Origin of the sequence: Collinsella sp. AF15-51 (assembly GCF_003462845.1) — a bacterium.
Taxonomy (GTDB): Bacteria; Actinomycetota; Coriobacteriia; order Coriobacteriales; family Coriobacteriaceae; genus Collinsella.
The window spans coordinates 1-17676 of sequence record NZ_QRYG01000021.1 but is presented as its reverse complement, the minus strand read 5'-3'; the positions used below and the strand labels follow the sequence as shown (position 1 = coordinate 17676).

General features: G+C 59.5%; 11 protein-coding genes and 1 tRNA gene. 4 read left to right on the top strand and 8 right to left on the bottom strand.

Annotated features, from left to right (window positions below; genetic code table 11):
- Positions 1 to 116 precede the first annotated feature (116 nt).
- The 4 genes from DWW51_RS08975 to DWW51_RS08960 all read left to right on the top strand — a co-directional run bounded on the left by DWW51_RS08975 (position 117) and on the right by DWW51_RS08960 (position 4866).
- Positions 117 to 2567 (top strand): PTS transporter subunit EIIC, encoded by a 2451-nt coding sequence (locus tag DWW51_RS08975; protein ID WP_117774256.1) that lies wholly within the window; start codon positions 117 to 119, stop codon positions 2565 to 2567.
- A gap of 127 nt (positions 2568 to 2694) precedes the next feature.
- Positions 2695 to 3708 (top strand): polyprenyl synthetase family protein, encoded by a 1014-nt coding sequence (locus DWW51_RS08970; protein WP_117774255.1) that lies wholly within the window; start codon positions 2695 to 2697, stop codon positions 3706 to 3708.
- A gap of 139 nt (positions 3709 to 3847) precedes the next feature.
- On the top strand, positions 3848 to 4753 hold the full coding sequence (locus DWW51_RS08965) for a peptidoglycan-binding protein (RefSeq protein ID WP_197032236.1): 906 nt from the start codon (positions 3848 to 3850) through the stop codon (positions 4751 to 4753).
- 38 nt (positions 4754 to 4791) lie between these two features.
- Positions 4792 to 4866 (top strand) — tRNA-Gln (locus DWW51_RS08960).
- An 876-nt stretch (positions 4867 to 5742) separates the two neighbouring features.
- Here the strand turns inward: DWW51_RS08960 and DWW51_RS08955 are convergent.
- The 8 genes from DWW51_RS08955 to acpS all read right to left on the bottom strand — a co-directional run bounded on the left by DWW51_RS08955 (position 5743) and on the right by acpS (position 17508).
- The gene (locus tag DWW51_RS08955) at positions 5743 to 7935 is read right to left on the bottom strand and encodes a hypothetical protein (RefSeq protein WP_164473337.1); all 2193 of its coding nucleotides are present in this window, start codon (positions 7933 to 7935) and stop codon (positions 5743 to 5745) included.
- 183 nt (positions 7936 to 8118) lie between these two features.
- Complete coding sequence (locus DWW51_RS08950) at positions 8119 to 10008, bottom strand: carbon starvation protein A (RefSeq protein WP_117774253.1); 1890 nt, start codon at positions 10006 to 10008, stop codon at positions 8119 to 8121.
- A gap of 676 nt (positions 10009 to 10684) precedes the next feature.
- Positions 10685 to 13069, bottom strand: coding sequence for a tRNA (adenosine(37)-N6)-threonylcarbamoyltransferase complex transferase subunit TsaD (gene tsaD, locus DWW51_RS08945; RefSeq protein ID WP_117774252.1), 2385 nt, complete (start codon positions 13067 to 13069; stop codon positions 10685 to 10687).
- Positions 13056 to 13562: a tRNA (adenosine(37)-N6)-threonylcarbamoyltransferase complex ATPase subunit type 1 TsaE gene (gene tsaE, locus DWW51_RS08940; protein WP_089573670.1), complete on the bottom strand. Its 507-nt coding sequence runs from the start codon at positions 13560 to 13562 to the stop codon at positions 13056 to 13058. Before tsaE ends, tsaD begins: the two co-directional genes overlap by 14 nt.
- Positions 13563 to 13574: 12 nt before the next feature.
- Positions 13575 to 14195: a uracil-DNA glycosylase gene (locus tag DWW51_RS08935; protein ID WP_006235848.1), complete on the bottom strand. Its 621-nt coding sequence runs from the start codon at positions 14193 to 14195 to the stop codon at positions 13575 to 13577.
- Positions 14196 to 14203: 8 nt separating this feature from the next.
- Positions 14204 to 15349: an alanine racemase gene (alr, locus tag DWW51_RS08930; protein WP_117774251.1), complete on the bottom strand. Its 1146-nt coding sequence runs from the start codon at positions 15347 to 15349 to the stop codon at positions 14204 to 14206.
- A 2-nt stretch (positions 15350 to 15351) separates the two neighbouring features.
- Positions 15352 to 16968, bottom strand: coding sequence for an NAD(P)H-hydrate dehydratase (locus DWW51_RS08925; RefSeq protein WP_117774250.1), 1617 nt, complete (start codon positions 16966 to 16968; stop codon positions 15352 to 15354).
- Entirely contained in the window at positions 16969 to 17508 is a 540-nt protein-coding gene (gene acpS / locus DWW51_RS08920) for a holo-ACP synthase (protein WP_117774249.1), read from the bottom strand.
- Between the last annotated feature and the right edge of the window lie 168 nt (positions 17509 to 17676).

Genomic DNA, 17676 nt, shown 5'->3' with positions numbered 1-17676 from the left:
AAACCCAAATCGGACCGAATCAAAACCGTCAATGCGGCAAGCAGCCAGTCCTCTACAATGAGTTCATTGTTTAAACGTTCTCGCTCGCACAGCATGTTGCATCCGAAAGGCATATTATGCTGCAGAAAATCCAACGTTTTGGCGGAGCCATGTTCGCGCCCGCCATGCTGTTTTCTATATCAGGCCTCATGGTCGGCATCTCCGCCCTCGCAACGACCGTGGATATCGTCGGCGACCTCGCCGTATACGGAACCCCCTGGTACGTTTTCTGGACTATCATTCAGCGCGGCTCGTGGACGGTCTTTAAGCGCCTTCCACTCCTTTTTGCCGTAGCGCTGCCTATCGGCCTTGCCCAAAAGCAACCGGCACGCTGCTGCCTCGAGGCGCTCGTAGCCTATTTTGCCTACTGTTTCTTTTTGAGCGAGATCATTAAGCTGAGCGGAGACAACCTTGGGCTTAAGTACCCGTCGTTTTTGACCTCCGCTAGCGGCATCACCGTCATCGACGGCATCAAGACGCTCGACACCGGCATTATCGGCCCGCTGGCGGTGTCGGCAACCGTCGTCGCGATCCATGACCGCTTCTACGATGCCAAGGTTCCCGATTGGCTCGGCACCTTCTCGGGTTCCTCGCTGGTCTACCTCATCAGCTTTTTTGCCGTGTTTGCCCTTGCCGCCATCTCGGCCGCCATCGTGCCTTTCGCATACGCTGTGACCGAAACGCTGCGCCACGCACTTGCGGGCGTCGGCCCCTTCGGCGTGGGCATCTTTGTGTTTTTGGAGCGAGCGCTCGAGCCCATGGGGCTGCACCATCTGCTCTATATGCCCATCTATTACGACAATCTGGTCATTCACGACGGTATTTACGCCACGTGGACCAACCTGCTCCCCATTCTCTCCCATAGCACGCGCCCTTTAAATGAACTTGCGCCCTGGGCAGGTTTTACCGCCACCGGCTGGGGCAAGCTCTTTGGCCTTCCCGCCATCGCGGCAGCATTCTATTTCACCGCCAAACCCGAACGCCGCGCCGGCCTTAAGGTCATCCTTTTGCCCGCCATCGTCGCCTCGGTGGTCTGCGGCGTCACCGAGCCGCTCGAGTTTCTCTTTATGTTCACCTATCCCGGACTCTTTTTGCTCTACGCCGTCCTGTCCTCCTGCCTTGCCATGACCATGAACTTCTTTGGCATCGTCGGCATCTTCTCGGGCGGTCTCATGGAAATGACGGCCTTCAACTTCATCCCACTCATGCGAATGCATGCCGGCTCCTACCTTTTGGCGCTCGGTATCGGTCTTGCCTTTAGCCTCATCTTTTTTGTTAGTTTTCGAGCACTCATCTTGGTCTATGACCTTAAGACGCCGGGCCGCGAGGATCATGTCTCCAATCGCGCGGCAATCGATCGTTTAACGGGAAGCGGCTTTGCCAAAGAGCAATCTCCCAATGGCGAGGTCGGTATTCAATCCGATCAAGATCACGTCCTCGCCGAGCGGGTAATTCAGCTTTTAGGTGGCGTTGGCAATATCGTGGGCGCAACCAACTGCGCCACGCGCCTGCGCGTCGAGGTCGCAGACCCTTCCATCGTTGCAGATAATGCGTCGTTTGTCGCGGTGGGCGCCAAGGGCCTCATCATTACGGGCAAGACCGCCCAGGTGATTATTGGCATCTCCGTTCCCCGCGTTAAAGAGCATTTTGACCAGATCATGGGCCTCGAGCCGGGATTTGTGCCCACCACCTCGGCCTCCCCTGCCGCCAGCGCAGCCCATAAGCGCGGCGATATCTGCTTCTTCGATATCGACGGAACACTCGCCTGGCAAGACCCTCGAGTGGCACAAGAACTTCCCGAGAGCGAGCGAGACCTCTCCCCCTATCCCAATGAAGCGGTCTCGCAAGCCATCCGTGATTTTGTCGCCAAGGGCAATATGGCGTTTATCTGCACAGGGCGCACGCTGAGCTGCATCCATCCAAAGCTGCTCGAGCTGCCCTGGACCGGCATCGTCTGCCTCGCGGGTGGCTATGTCGAACTTGAGGGACACGTGATTCGCGATTTGGCGATGACGCCCGGCATGCTGCAGCGCCTTGCTCCCATTCTTGAGCAATCGGACGAAGTGATTCGTTTTGAGGGACTCAATGGCGTCGTTCGCATGAGTGCCGATGCGCCCGACGCCCCGGGATACGCCCGCACCGTGGGCGATGCAATTACGCAGCTGCAACATTACAGCGCCTACAAGATCTTAATGTCCACGTCGCTTGCCAACCGCATCGCTCAGGATCAAGCGTTTGAGCCGCTGCTCTGCTTTAACGAGCTCGAGCTCGAAGTGACCGAGATTTCGCCTCGCGAATGCACCAAGCGCGAGGGTATCCAGTCCGTACTCGACGCCCTCGATCCCCACCACGGAACCGTATACGGCATCGGCGACGCCAGCAATGACGTCTCGCTGATGAACGCCGTCGACGTTGGCATCGCCATGGGCAACGCACCGGACTTCCTCAAGGAAAAGGCCGACTATGTCACCGACAGCATCGACCACGACGGCGTCGTCACCGCGCTCGAACACTTTGGGCTTATCTAGCCAAGCCCCTACCGCACTTGCGGCCGCATGGACCAATCGTCTTCAACCGCCGCGCTCGACGCCCTAATGTGGCAATATGTTGTCTGCATAATGCAACGATGCAACCTATCAAAGAATGCGAGAACCCGTGTCCAGTCCGTTTACCAGCTTTTTAGCCCAGCACTTTGACCAGATTAACGACTATCTGGCCACGTTCTTTGACGGACAGGCGACTTCCGCCGATATCGAGCGCTACCTGTATACCCCGCTCTCGGCATTTACGGCAAACGCTGGCAAGCGCCACCGCCCGCTCATCTGCATGCTCGCCGCCACTGCGGTAGGCGGCAGCTTTGAGAGCGCCCGCAGCGCAGCGGCGGCCATCGAGCACTTTCAGTCGGGCGCACTCATCCACGACGACATCGCCGACAACGGGCAGATTCGTCGCGGCAAGCCCTGCATGCACCTTACCGAGGGCACCGGTCTTGCCATCAACTGCGGTGACCTGGCGCTCACCATGGTCACCAAGACGGTTCTCGACGATCCCACGCTCGAGTCCGACGTGAAGCTGCGTGTGCTCCACGAGCTTACCGAGATGATCGTCCGCACCATCGAGGGTCAAGCACTTGACCTGGGTTGGGTCCGTGACGAGCGCTTTGATATCTCGGTTGATGACTACCTGGACATGGCGACGCACAAGACCGCGTATTACAGTGGAGCCACGCCGCTTGCCGCCGGAGCCATTATCGGCGGCGGCAGCGAAGAGCAGGTCGAGGCGCTACGCGCCTTTGGCCTGCACACCGGCCTTGCCTTTCAGATTCAGGACGACCTGCTCAACTTGGTCGGCACCAAAGAGGCCGCCAACAAGGACTTCCGCACCGACATCACCGAGGGTAAACGCACGCTCGTTGCCGTGCACGCCCTGTCTGATGAGCGCCATCACGACGAGGTCGAGGCAATCCTTTCCTCGGGCACCGAGGACCCCGCGCAGCTCGCGCGCGCCGTGGAAATCTTCCAGCAGATCGGCTCTGTCGATTTCGCCCACAACTATGCGCTCGACCTGACCGCCAAGGCCAAGGCCGCTATCGAAGGCGTCGAGCTCGACCCGCATGCGCGCGAGCTCTTCCTCTCCATGGCAGATTTCTTTGTGGAGCGCCTCAACTAGCGGGGGTCACAAAACCTGTGGGCAGCGCGTTTGGGTACAAGTTGCTACACTGTTGAGTGCATGTTTATGCATTGTCTCGCGTTGTCTATCCGACACGCGCTCAAAATAGTACGAATCGTACGCCGAAAGGGGTTCGTTCATGGAACCTATTACCACGGGCATGCAGGGAGCAGCCGTCGAGGATGTTCAGTCCCGCCTTCTGCAGCTCGGTTACACCATCGATGCCGACGAGGTCGCCGACAAGCGCTTTGGCACCACCACCGAGCAGGCCGTCAGCACCTTCAGGCTCGACAGCGGCCTTGCTGCCGGTCATGCCGTCGATATCCCCTGTTGGAGCGCCCTGGTCGACGCCTCGTATAAGCTGGGCGACCGCACTCTGTATCTGCGCATGCCCAATTTCCATGGCGCCGATGTGCAGGCCCTGCAGCGCGCTCTCAACGTTTTGGGCTTTGCCTGTGGCGAAGACGACGGCTACTTTGGTCCGCATACCGAGGCCGCCCTGCAGCAGTTCCAGGAAAATGTCGGCCTGTTTGCCGACGGCATGGCCTTCCAAGACACCTACGCCTACATCAACCGCCTGCACCATGTGTGGGAGGGCAAGCCCTCGGTCACCGAAGCCGAGTCCCGCATCGGTTTTGCTCGCGCCGCCAACGTGCTCGAGCGCTTCCAGATCGCCGTTATCGGTGAGGACCCCATCGCACGCAGCGTTGCTTCGCGCATGTGGAACATCGCCACGGCAACGACCGACAACAGCGGCATGATGCTCTGCGACTCCGAGGTCCCAACCGACGTTGACCTGGTGCTCGAGATCGCAAGCGACGAGCTGCCCGCCGACGCCGCGCCACGCGCCACGATTGCCCTCGCCGAGTGCCACAACCTGGCCCAGCGCATCCGCACCGCCAATGTCGCCGCGCAGCAGAAGCCGGCTCGCATTCGCATTGAGCTCACGGGCATGACGCGCTACAACGGCACCTTCACGGCCAGCGACGCGCAGACGCTCGCCGTACGCCTACTCGACGGCGTTTGCGATGCCCTCGCAGATTAGGTAAACTAGACGAGTTGCTTTTGGGCAACACCACACATTGGGACGTAGTTCAACGGTAGAACTCCGGTTTTTGGTGCCGGCTGTTGGGGGTTCGAATCCCTCCGTCCCAGCCATTAAAACTGAGCGCCCTAAGCCCATAACGGCCCAGGGCGCTTTCTTGTGGGCAAGCGGAGGAATTCGAACCCGCAAGGGTGCGGAGCTGAGGAAACGCGAAGCGTTTTCCAGCGCAGCACGCAAGGAGCGAAGCGACGCAGCGGGGCGCGGCCGCCGACCAGGCAGACGCGGAATCCCTCCGTCCCACACCAGCCAAGAGCCCCTCACGTCAAGCAAATCGAGCCAACGCCGCCAAGCGGAGGAATCCGAACCCGCAAGGATGCGGAGCGACGCAGCGGGGCGCGGCCGCCGCAGGCAGACGCGGTGCCGGCACTTGGGGACGCTCCTAAGTGCCGGCATTATAGGAACGTCCCCAAGTGCCGGCTCGGGACTATTTTCGAGGACCCTCCGAAGGACTGTGGCCAAAAAACGGCAAATATGAGTACTGTTACCGTTGTAGCTACATTATTTTCGTTAATAAAAGAAGATCTTAATGAGATTTATTCGCATCAAGGTCTTCCTTTAATGAACACTTGAGGAGATACGGCAGCTTATCTGCTCGATCGACACGTCAAATCACCTTAAATGTGGTCAAAATTACTGCTACTAAAAGAGTATCAGTACTCATATTTGATGTTTTTTGGCCACGGCTCTTTATAGACACCCTGCACAGCGACGGTGGTAGATTTCGGAACGTGTCCGTCAGCCCCGTTCCGAAAAACGAGCCGCATGCAACGGCCAAGCCACGACAGGCCCCGGGAGAGCGGGGACACCGGCTTAGGTTTATCGCGAGTTCCGCACGAACAGGAGGCCACTTAATGTGGCCTCCGTCGTGAGCAGGACTGTAGAGCAGGAAACCTAAGCCGGTGTCCCCGCTCTCCCGGGGCCGGCGGAATTTAGTTGTTCAGCATGCGGTCGAAGCTTCCCGAGTCGCCATCCCGATAGTCGGCGGTCATCAGGATCTCCTGCGGAATGCGCCCGCCCTCGCGTAGCACATTGCGGAACTGCACGCGCGTGACCATGGGCAGATCCTTGATCGTCGCCGCCAAGTTCTGCGGCACGCCCTGGTTGGCAGCCGCGGGCTCGCACTCGCCGCCGGCCTTCACGCGACGCTTATGCTCGGCGAGCATGGCGCGGTACATGCCGGCATGCAGACGAATCTCAACCACATTGGCATTGCGAGCCTGCTCGACGATGCGCGCGCCCTCGCGGTCGATATCGCCCACGTAGTAGACGTAGTTAAAGCGATAGCCGATCTCAGCCAGATAATCGTCCAGGGCATGCGAGACGCTCGCCTTGCATCCGCCGCCAAAAATCACGCCGCCCACCTTGATGCCAAAGAGCTTGGCGTGCTTGCGGCCACGCAGCAGCCTGACGATCTCGTCATAGGTGTCCAGGTTCTCGACCATAATGAACGGCTTATCGGCGCCCAGCGTAAAGAAACCCGTAAAGTGCACGGGGCGGTTGGGGGCGACCTTGATCGCCTGCATGCTGATGCCCTTTTCGGTCATGCGCCTTATCAGGCGCTCACCGTGCTTGCCGTCAAAAGCCTTCTCGTCGTTAAAAATCTGGTAGGCACGCTGGCGGCGCGAGGCAACCGGCGTATCGGCACCTCGGTTTTGCTCGATCCAAGCCTGGATGATTGCGATTTCCTCGGCAATCTTGCGGTTGGACATCTCGTTGTGCTGAGTGCGCTGCGGCGCCTTTTTGCCGTCCTTGCCCTCGACCTTAACAATTTGAGTCTGCTGCTCCTTGATCTTAGAGAGCGCCGTAGGCGTAGGGACAACTTTGAGCAGCTGCCTGCCCAAAACGCGGGCAAGGGCAAACGCCGATACCTCGCCGTGGACGGCCGACTCGGGCTGCTGGGTAGCACTATCAGCCGCGGCAGGCTCAGCCTGTGCATGAGGCTTACGCTTGGAATCTGCCCGGGTATTACGTTCCTGCTTGGGCGCAGACGAGCGCTTTTGCGGACGATCGGACTTGGCCTCCTTCGCCGGCTGGCGCTTGACCTGATCCACCGGAGTCTCGGCCTTCTCATCTCCGTTTTGTGTCGCTGTCTTCTCGGCCGCGGCCTCGGCATTTGAGCCACGACCGCCGCGGTGACGACGACGGCGGGGCTTGCCTGAGGCGCTCTCCCCCGCCTGCTTATCAGCGGTCTGTTGAGCTTTGACCTCAGTGTCAGCCGCAGGCTGCGACTCGGAAGGTTGCTGCTCGCGAGCCGCCGGCTCAACGGTTTTCTCGGTTTGTTCGGCCTTCTCGGCCTGAGCGGTCGAAGCCGGCTCGCCCTTCTCCTGACGCCTTACGGGATACGCGCGCCTCGCAAAACCACGCCCGGGACGGCATGAACCCGGAGCCTTCTTGGCAGACTCCTCAACATCGTCTGCAGCCTCGGAAGGCTCTTCAACCTCATGCGCGACATCCTGCTGCGCAGCCTTAAAGTGGGCACCACGGCGACGCTGGGACTCCTGGGCCTCCACGGGCTTTTGCTCCTTCGCGGGCCTCTGCGACTCGGCAGCAACCTCGTTCTCAACAGCCTCGGCATCCGTCTCACCCTTTTGAGCAACGGCACGACGGAAGCGCTCCTGCTGGGCGCGGCGCTGCGCATCGCGCTTGCCACCCCCGCCAAAACCGCCGCGTCCTGCCTTGGCCGTAAAGGCACGCACGACGTTCTCATCGAGCAACTCATCGGTATCGACATGCTCACGCGGAGCAGCTTCTTCCACAGCAGGCACGTCAGCGGAATCCTCGACGACAAAATCTTCGACGGACTCGGCAGGCTGCTCCTGGGTATCGCGGATCTCGACATTGATGGTATAGAACGCCGGGCGCCCGTTAATGCCGCTGCCCTCGATCTTGGTCACGATATTTGCCGCGATAAGCTCATCGCGCATCGCCTTGGTGTCGCATTCCTTATCGACGGAGCGGAAAATCTGCGCCAGCGCGCTCGACTTAATCTTGAGTGCCTTGCGGCAGAGCAGGTCGTAGGCAACCAGCTTGGCGCGCTCGGCAGAAAGCGATGTCTGGCTGCTCAGACGCTCAGCCAGAGCATCGACATTGTTTTGATTATCGGAATATACCGTCTTGGCCACGGGGCCCCTTTCATATGCACACATATACGTCCATATGGTACAACGCACGAGCCTATCCACGCAAAACATCTGCGAGAACGCCCTTGCACCACCTGTTCTCACAAGAAAAAAGACCGGGTCCGCTTGATTGCGGACCCGGTCTTTCCGAGTCAAATAGATGGGAGATTCAACCCGTCCGACCGACTAGGCCTTGGCGGCCTCGGCGTCGGCAGGAACTTCAGCGGCAGCGGCGCGACCGTACTCGGCCTTGCCCATCTCGGACCACTCGGGCTCCTCGTCGGGCATGGAGCCGGCCTCCTTGCCGAAGAACTCCTTGAGGCAGTTGACGGCGACGATGAGGCCCAGGACCATCAGCAGGACGGCGAAAACGAGCTGCAAGCCCTTGGTGGCGGCGACGGAGACGGCGGCCGTGGTGGCGGTAGCCGGGATGGTGCCGAAGAAGCCGTAAGCCTGGACAGCGGTCATGCAGCCCATGGCGCTCTGGACCAGCGAGGTGAAGGTGCAGCAGAGCAGGAAGGCGACGGGCACGTAGAGCATCCAGCCCTTGCGGCCGGTGCACTTGCAGAACACGGCGAGGGTGATCATGGTCATGCCGCCGAGCAGCTGGTTGGAAGCACCAAAGAGCGGCCAGATGTTGGCATAGCCGCCAAAGGCGAGGGCGAGACCGGGAAGCAGGGTGACGACCGTGGCGAACCAGGGGTTGCCGAGAACCTTCATGTAGCCGGCCTTGGACTCGATGGCCAGGGCGTCGTTGGTCTGGGCAAAGAACTCGGAGAACGAGGTGCGGGCGATGCGGGCGACGGCATCGAGCGAGGTCAGGGCCAGAGCGGAAACGTTCATGGTCATGAAGACGGTAGCGAGCGTGCCGTCAACACCGAAGGCCTGCATACCGCGGGAGATGCCAGCGGCGAAGATCTGGAACGGGGTGGAAGCGACGCCGGCGTTGAGGGCGCCGGTACCGGCGGTGTTCATGTCGGAGAACATGATGCCGGCGACGATGATGGCAAGGATGCCGACGAAGGACTCGACGATCATGGCGCCATAACCGACCTTGACGGCGTCCTGCTCCTTCTCGACCTGCTTGGAGGAGGTACCAGAAGAAACGAGGCTGTGGAAGCCGGAGAGGGCACCGCAGGCAACGGAAACAAACAGGACCGGGAACATCATGCCAGAAGCGCTGGAGAAGCCGGTAAAGGCCGGAGCGGTGATGGTGGCCTGGCCGTTAACACCCAGGACGACGATACCGAGGACAGCGCAGGCGATCATGACGATCATCATGATGGAAGTGAGGTAGTCGCGAGGGGTCTTGAGCATCTGGATGGGCATGGCGCCAGCAAAGACCAGGTAGACCATGACAACGGCGAACCACTGGAACTTGTCCAGGTAGACCGGGAACTGCATACCGACGGCAAACATGAGAACCATGAGGACCACGCCGGTGACGAACTCGGTAGCACCGGTGAGGTTGAACTTCTTCTGGGCCCAACCAAAGGCGATAGCGACGAAGGTGAACAGGATGGAGATGGTACCAGCGCAGCCGGCGGCATAGGACTTGGTGAAGTCGATGGCACCGGTAGCAGCACCAGAAGCGTCAACGGCCGGGGTGAACATGAACGTCTTGCAGACCATGTCGGTGAAGGCGGCGATGACGATGATGCAGAACAGCCAGCAGAACAGCAGGAACAGGCGACGGCCGGTCTTGCCGATGTACTTCTCGATGAGCTGAGCGAGCGACTTGCCGTTGTTCTTCATCGAAGCGTACAGAGCACCAAAGTCGTGGACGGCGCCAAAGAAGATGCCGCCGACGAGGACCCAGAGCACGACGGGCAGCCAGCCAAAGGCCATGGCGACGATCGTACCCGTGACAGGGCCAGCACCGCAGATCGAGCTGAACTGGTGCGAGAACGCGGTAAAGGCGGAGACGGGCGAGAAGCTCTTGCCGTCCTTCATGCGCTTGGCCGGCGTGAGGGCCTCTTTGTCAACGCCCCACTTGTTGGCCAGCCAGCGGCCGTAGCCCAGATAGCCGCAGGCGAGCACCGCCGCGGCCACAACCATGAGCAAAACTCCGTTCATTACATTTCCTCCTCTAAAAAGAACTTCCTAGACATAAAAAATGAGGGCCGTCGGTTGCGCTCGACGGCCCTCATCTTCATCAGCCGCCCGTTATCGTACGGGCTAGCTGTATGTGCTAACCCGCATCAGATAATTACTACGCTGATAATGTTTAGCTGATGCGTGAACATGTCTAAGAAATCCTCTTCAATCATGATGCGAACGATCCGTGCGTGTTCACATCCCCCAGTGGTTGAAAAGGAGTATGAAACTTTAGTTACCTAAAGTCAACGCAAATATGTAATGAATTTTCAACTTTTTTGAATTTCTCGGTATAAAACGCCACTGACCTCGGACTTTACCCGACAAAAGTTTTTGCATGAGAGATGCCCCTCGGGAGCCGCGGGAGCTCCCATCTCAAATGCGGAGCAAAGCTCCGCACACCATCTTTTTCTTTCAGCTAAAGCACGCCGGAAAGTCAACGCAGCTGGCTAACCTTGCCAGACGTTGTCGACGCCAAACCAGCCCAGAAGCCATATCGATACAGAAAGGTCCCCGACCGGAGGGGCCGGATATAAGGTTTATCGCGAGTTCCGCACGCAAAGAAGGCCACTTAATGTGGCCTTCGTCTTGCGCAGGACTGTAGAGCAGGAAACCTTATATCCGGCCCCTCCGGTCGGGGACCGCACCCGTATGACTACAGCGTCATGTTCGGATCGGCATCGACGTCGAACGGCGAGATTTCGCCTCGGTCGAATTTACGGCGGGCAACCTCTGCGATCATGGCGGCGTTGTCGGTGCACGCCGAAAGCGGTGGCACCGTTACGCGGATCCCCTGACGCCCAAGCTTCTTGATCATCATCTCGCGCAGATGCGGATTAGCCGAGACGCCGCCGCCGATGCAGTATTCCTTGCATCCGGTGGCATGCAGGGCGTTTTTGGCCTTCTTGTACTGAACGTCAAAGACGGCTGCCTCAAACGAAGCCGCCAGATCGGGCAGGTGAATCGTGCGCCCGGCCTTGGTCTCCTGCTCGATGTAGAGCGTCACGGCCGTTTTAAGACCCGAAAGCGAGAAACGATAGTCTCCCCTGCTGTTAAGCGCGCGAGGAAAATCGATCGCGCGGGGGTTGCCCGTCTCGGCCAGCTTGGAGATGATGGGGCCACCGGGATAGCCCAGACCCAACGCCTTGGCTACCTTGTCGAAGGCCTCGCCCACAGCATCGTCGAGTGTCTCACCAAGTACCTCGTAGTCGCCCCATGCCTTCACGTGCACGAGCATGGTATGACCGCCCGAGACGAGCGTGAAGATAAACGGCGGCCTGAGATCGGGCTGCGCCAGCAGGTTGGCGAACAGATGGCCCTCCAGATGGTTGACGCACACGAGCGGCTTGCCGGCGGCATAGGCAAAGCCCTTGGCGAAGGCGACGCCCACTACCAGAGCACCCACCAGGCCCGGACCCTGCGTCACGCCAACAGCGGCGAGTTCGCTCGGCGCGATGGCTCCACCCTCAAGACCAAGCGATGCTGCGGCATCCTCGAGCGCCGCATCCACGACACTCACAATCACCTCAACGTGTTTGCGCGAGGCGATCTCGGGCACCACGCCGCCAAAGCGGGCGTGAAAATCAATCTGTGTCGACACCTGGTTGGCCAGCATATTGCCATCCGCATCGATAATCGCCACGGCCGTCTCGTCGCAGGAGCTCTCGATAGCGAGCACTAGGCGGCGGCGCTCAATTTCGGCACGCTCCCCCTCGGAGCGCCCAGGCGCAGGCAGCGGCCATACGCGCTGCTCTGCCGCCGTCGGCTCGGGCGAAGCATTGTCGACCGGAAGCACCAGGGGCAGCGGAGCCGTCATGACGATGGCGTCCTTGCCGGCACCATAATAGCCGCGGCGACGGCCAGCCTCGGTAAAGCCCAGAGCGTTATAAAGCGCGGTCGCTCCCTCGTTACCGTCCTCGACCTCGAGCGAAGCCGTAGTGCAGCCGAGCATCTGGGCATCATAGCTCACGTGCGACAGCAGCTTGCGGGCAATGCCCTCACGGCGATGTGCCGGGTCGACGGCGACATCCAGAATCTGCACATCACCGTCCACGACCATACCGCCGGCAAGGCCCAGCAGCTTGCCGTCGTCGTGTGCCACCCACCAACTACGCGGCGCAGCGACGTCCTCGCCCAGTTCGGACAGGAACATGCCCGGCGTCCATGCCTCGTGTCCGGCACCTTCAAAGCAGGCAGCCTCCAGCGCGCTCGCGCCCTCGGCATCCGCCGCGCCCATGGGACGGAACTGCAGATGACGACCGGCGAGCTCATCGGCAACACCCGTAATTTCGCTCTGCGCACTCTCGGCAAGACCAAGACGCTTGCGCTCGTTTTCCTCGGCATCCGAAAGGCGCGTGTAAATCGGCAGGACGCGGGCCGGATCGCCGTCACCCGCAGCGTGCGCGAGCAGCAAGCCCTCGCCCGAAGGCCACCACAGGTCGCGCTCCACGCAACGGGCGGCCTCGTCCTCACCCAGCAGCTTGCCATAGCGCACGAGACCGTCACCGGTCAGCTGAACCTGGCCCCAGTCCGCTGCTTGGCGCCACTCATCGAGCGCCACGGCGGCCTTGACCACGTGTTCGCGCTCAAATTGACGCTCGGGACCCTCATCGACCAGCATATACAGCGCCGGATATACCTCACCGCGCATAGCATTGGCCAAGATACCAAGCTTGCCGCGCACGCCAGCCTTCCACGCCGTCCAAGCGCAAGCGTCGAGCGTCGACACGCCCAGCAGCGGAACATTGGCACCACGCGCGAGGCCCTTGGCAGTGGAGATGCCGATGCGCACACCCGTAAAGGACCCCGGGCCGCGGCCGACCACATAGCAACCAACATCGCTGCGATCCAGACCGGCTTGAGCCAGCACGCCATCAACGGTATTCACGAGCTCAACGTTGGCGTGACGGCGACACATGTGGTCGCCACTCACGAGCTTCGTCTCACCCGTCTGCCCATCAATCCAGCTTGCCGCGCAGGCAAGCATGTCAGTCGAGGTATCGAGCGCCACCACCAGCGCGTTGTCGTTATGCAAGCTCATCTTGTACAGCCTTATCAATCAAATGGGAAAGTTCCATTGCGCGGTCACCGTGCGCCTCAAGCGTTATCGTTCGCACGTCGCTGTCGCCCTCATCACGCCTGAGCGTCACCGAAAGATACTCATCCGTCAGCTCGTCCTGGAATTGTTCGCCCCATTCCAGCAGGCAAGCACCCTCATAGCCCAGCACATCGAAAATGCCCGTATCCTCGAGCTCGTAGGCATGCTCCAGGCGGTATAGATCAAAGTGAAACAGCGGAATACGACCTTGATCGTGAACGGCCATGAGGGCGAACGTAGGGCTCGTAACCATATGCCCATCGCCCAGCCCGCGCGAGACGCCCTTGGTAAAGTGAGTTTTGCCCACTCCCAGGCCACCGGTCAGGATGAGCACATCGCCGTCCTCAAGGCACGGTGCAATTAGCTCGCCAAAGTACTCCGTATCGGCAGCGCAAGTCGTTTTGTAAGTACCTACCCCCAGGCGCTCCAGGGACATATATGCTCCTTATTATTCCGAGGCGTCCTCTGGTGCGGGATGTCGCTCCAGATAGTCGCCCAGCATCTTAAAGTCTTCCTCCAGCAGCTCCTGCCATGCCGGATTGCGTAGCGCTGCTGCCGGATGGAAAGTGGGCATTACTACAAAATGCCCCATCTGGTGGAACCTGCCGCGCAGCTTAGTAATGCCAATCTCGGTCTTAAGCACAAAGTGCGTCGCGGGGTTGCCGAGCGTCACAATAATATCGGGCCAGATGCTTCGAATCTGCTCACGCAAAAACGGCGAGCAAGCCAGCACTTCCTCGGGGCGCGGATTGCGGTTTCCCGGCGGGCGGCACTTAAGCACGTTGGCAATGTAGACGTCTTCGCGTTTGAGCCCCGCCAGCGACAAAATGCCGTTGAGGTCCTCGCCTGCCGCCCCCACAAAGGGCTCGCCCTGCAAATCCTCATTGCGGCCCGGCGCCTCGCCAATAAACATCACGCGAGCGCGGGGGTTTCCCACGCCAAACACGATATTGTGACGCGACTGGTAGAGCTGGCAGAGGTGACAATCGCCCAGAACGGCCTCAATTTCCTCGAGTGCGACCTCACGTGGTGCCTGATGGGTATGGCCGGGGATGTGCATGACGCCCATAGCGGCTCCTACACGTAGACCTTGTCGAGACGCATGCCAAAGCCGCAGGCGACCTCGTAGTTAATCGTTCCGCGCAGTCGGGCCATCTCGTCCATAGTGATCTCGGCGTCGCCATCGCGGCCGACAATGATCATCTCGTCACCATACTCGGCCTCGGGAATCTCGTGTGCCGGGTTGGACTGAATGGCGACCATAAACTGGTCCATGCAGATATTGCCAACCTGATGCACGCGCTCGCCGCGATACAGCACATCCATACGATTGGAAAGCGTACGCGATAGGCCATCGGCATAACCGATCGGCAGCGTGCAGATCTGAACGCGCGTACGCGGTACGCGGTAGGTAAAACCGTAGCCCACGCCCTCGCCCATCGCAGGGTGTGCCACGCGCGTCACGCGCGCATGGACGCTCATAACGGGATCAAGCTGCATCACGCGGCCACTCAGCTCGCACGGCTGCATGCCATACAAGCCGACGCCGGCGCGAATCATATCAAAATGCATCGAGGGGTCGAGCATCGAGGACGGCGTGTTGGCGCAGTGCACGATACCGCACTCAAAGCCCGCATCCTTAATGGCCTGAACGGCCTCAGTAAAGCGCTGACACTGCAGTTTGTAGTCCCAGCCCGAAGGTTCATCGGCCGTGGCGAAGTGCGTAAATACGCCGTCGCACTGAATACCGCGATGGAAATTAATACCGCGGACAAAGTCGAGCACCTGCGTGTAGTGAACACCGATACGATTCATGCCCGTCTCGATGGCGAGATGATACTTGCCCACCTTGCCCGCCGCGACGGCACATTCGCCATACGCAAGAGCAAAGTCAGACGTATAGACCGAGGGCATGATATCAAACTCGAGCAACGTCGGAATAGCCTCGATAGGCGGCTCGCTTAGGATGAGGACGGGTTTCGTAATCCCGCCCTGTCGGAGCTCAACGCCCTCGTTAACCGTCGCCACGGCAAACATGTCGGCACCGGCCGAATACATGATCTTGGCGCACTCAACAGCTCCATGACCATAAGCATCGGCCTTGACCACGCAGCACAGGCGCTGACGCGGATTCAGCAAGTTCTTATAGGCCCTCGTGTTGCGACGGAGCGCCCCGCGGTCGATCTCGACCCAGGACCAGCGCGTCAAATCGGCTTTATTCATGATTAGTCATCCGACCCTTCGTCCATGATTCCCAGATCTTCGAGCGCATCCTTTGCCGCCAGCTCCATGGCAGGACCGATCAAGTCGATAAGATCGGTCGCGATGACGCTCTTCTCACCATAATCCGTCGCCGCGGCAAAACCGGCGTAGCTGTGAAGTGCGACGGCGTACGAATACAGCAACTCCCAACGATCCATCTCGTCGCGCATGGTGGCAAGCGTGCCGGCCAAAATACCCGCGAGAACATCACCCGAACCGGCGGTTGCCAGAGAAGCCGGACCCGAGAGCGGCAGCAGCACACGCTCAACGCCACAGATAGCCGTCGTCGGCCCCTTGGCAATGACCACCAGATTGTCGGAGCCTGCAGCCCAGACAACCTTCTGCGCGGCCGCAATCGCGGTACCAAGGTCGTTCACCTCGTCACCGGCAACCAGACGCGAAAGCTCACGATAGTGCGGTGTCATAACCAACGGCTGCTCGCGACGATACATCTCGGGGTTACTATCAATACCGTCAATGGCAATCTTAGCAAGGCAGTTGAGTGCATCGGCGTCCAAAATTAGCGGTACATCAAGCTCGAGCAAGCCCGAAACCACCTGCATAGCGCCGGCAGACGTCGTCATACCGGGACCGCACAGCACGCAGCTGTACTTCTTTGCGATCTCGCACACCGTCATGCGCGCAGCGGCGCCAAAGGAGCCGCGGGAATCAGACGGAATAGCAAAGACCGGAATCGAAGGAAGTGCCATGCGAATGAGATTGGCGCAGGCGTCAGGAGCCGCGACTGCCACGTAACCAGCACCCGCGCGAGCTGCAGACTTGGCCGCCATAATGGCAGCACCAGGATATTGCGCTGATCCGGCGACAATAAGCACGGAGCCACGGGAATACTTATCGATATTCGATGGTAGCGGAGCAAAGTAATCAACTAAGTCACCGGGCTCGACAATCTCGGCGGCGTGGTCGACATCATCGATGACCTCGTCAAGACGGTCGTAAAGATTGCCGCAGATCAAATCGCCGGCATACTCAGGACCATCAGCGCTATACAGACCAATCTTGGGCGCAATCATCGTCACCGTGCGCTCGGCACGAATGCAGTCGTCATCAACAACGCCCGTCTCGGCATTCAGGCCCGAGGGGACATCAATGGATACGACACAATCGGCGCATTCATTGACCGTAGGAATCCAAATGGAGAACGGCGCACGCAGATTCCCGTGGAAACCGGTACCAAAAATGGCATCGACAACAACATCGGCCTTATCGATCAAAACCTCGAGTTCGTCACGCGAGGGACCGACGCAAACGTGCACATCGCGGCCGGCAGTACGACGAGCAACATGACGTGCCAGAGCAGCAGGAATCTCATCCGGCTCAACCGGAGAAACGATATCCACGTCCACACCCTTGTGGCTCAGGATATCGGCGGCAACCCAACCGTCGCCGCCATTATTACCAAAACCGACCAGAACGAGAACCCGATCGGGATTGAGCTTCAAGACCTCGTTGGCGGCAAACTCACCCGCTAGCTCCATAAGCTCGGCCTTCGAAGTCCCTTCGCGTTCGATGATATCCTCGAGACGAACGACTTCTTCGGTACTCAAAACCGGTTTCATCTATGCTCCTAGCGTATCTTGCGAAGCATCGCCCAGGTGCTCCGTCAATGCTGAATTCTGCAGCTGTTCAAGCTCATCTAAAACAGAGCGAGCCTCTTTAAATGTCTGCGCAACGCGTTTCTTGGTACTCACCTTTTCCTCTTTTGGCTTAGGCCGAGCATCTTCGGTAATCGCGATGGCATTCGCAACGGCCAAGTCTCCCGTAAGCGTAATGGAAAGAGCGACCTCGACAACACCCAGTTCTTGAGCGATCTCGAGAGCACGGCCCGAAAGCAGCGCCTTCGGTTTGCCGAGTTTATCACGCGTAACCGAAACATCCTTGCGACCAACGCCTTGACTAAAACCCGTGCCGAGAGCTTTAAGTACCGCCTCGCGCGAAGCAAAGCGGCTGGCATAGTGAGCAGCGGGACGCGATGATGCATCACAATACGCACGCTCTTCTTCGGTAAACACACGCCAAGCAAACGACGGCGTCTTTTCAAGAATTGATTTCATGCGGGAAATCTCGACGATATCAACGCCGATACCTGCTTCAGCCATGTTCACCTCCATATCGCACAGACTAAGTTATTGTAGCCCGTTCACAGAAGATGCGACAAACGAGGGTTATAAAACACAGCTACTATGTGAGACAAAACCCGTTAACGCAAAAAAGGGGGGAGGCCGCGAGGCCTCCCCCCTTCTAAGTTCGATGACGGCTCGGTGCCG

Bases quoted from the DNA above. Each gene is read 5' to 3' on its own strand.
- tsaD (WP_117774252.1), bottom strand. From the start codon at position 13,069: ATGAGCTTGCATAACGACAACGCGCTGGTGGTGGCGCTCGATACCTCG.
- DWW51_RS08965 (WP_197032236.1), top strand. From the start codon at position 3,848: ATGGAACCTATTACCACGGGCATGCAGGGAGCAGCCGTCGAGGATGTT.
- DWW51_RS08975 (WP_117774256.1), top strand. From the start codon at position 117: ATGCTGCAGAAAATCCAACGTTTTGGCGGAGCCATGTTCGCGCCCGCC.
- DWW51_RS08925 (WP_117774250.1), bottom strand. From the start codon at position 16,968: ATGAAACCGGTTTTGAGTACCGAAGAAGTCGTTCGTCTCGAGGATATC.
- alr (WP_117774251.1), bottom strand. From the start codon at position 15,349: ATGAATAAAGCCGATTTGACGCGCTGGTCCTGGGTCGAGATCGACCGC.
- tsaE (WP_089573670.1), bottom strand. From the start codon at position 13,562: ATGTCCCTGGAGCGCCTGGGGGTAGGTACTTACAAAACGACTTGCGCT.
- DWW51_RS08935 (WP_006235848.1), bottom strand. From the start codon at position 14,195: ATGGGCGTCATGCACATCCCCGGCCATACCCATCAGGCACCACGTGAG.
- acpS (WP_117774249.1), bottom strand. From the start codon at position 17,508: ATGGCTGAAGCAGGTATCGGCGTTGATATCGTCGAGATTTCCCGCATG.
- DWW51_RS08950 (WP_117774253.1), bottom strand. From the start codon at position 10,008: ATGAACGGAGTTTTGCTCATGGTTGTGGCCGCGGCGGTGCTCGCCTGC.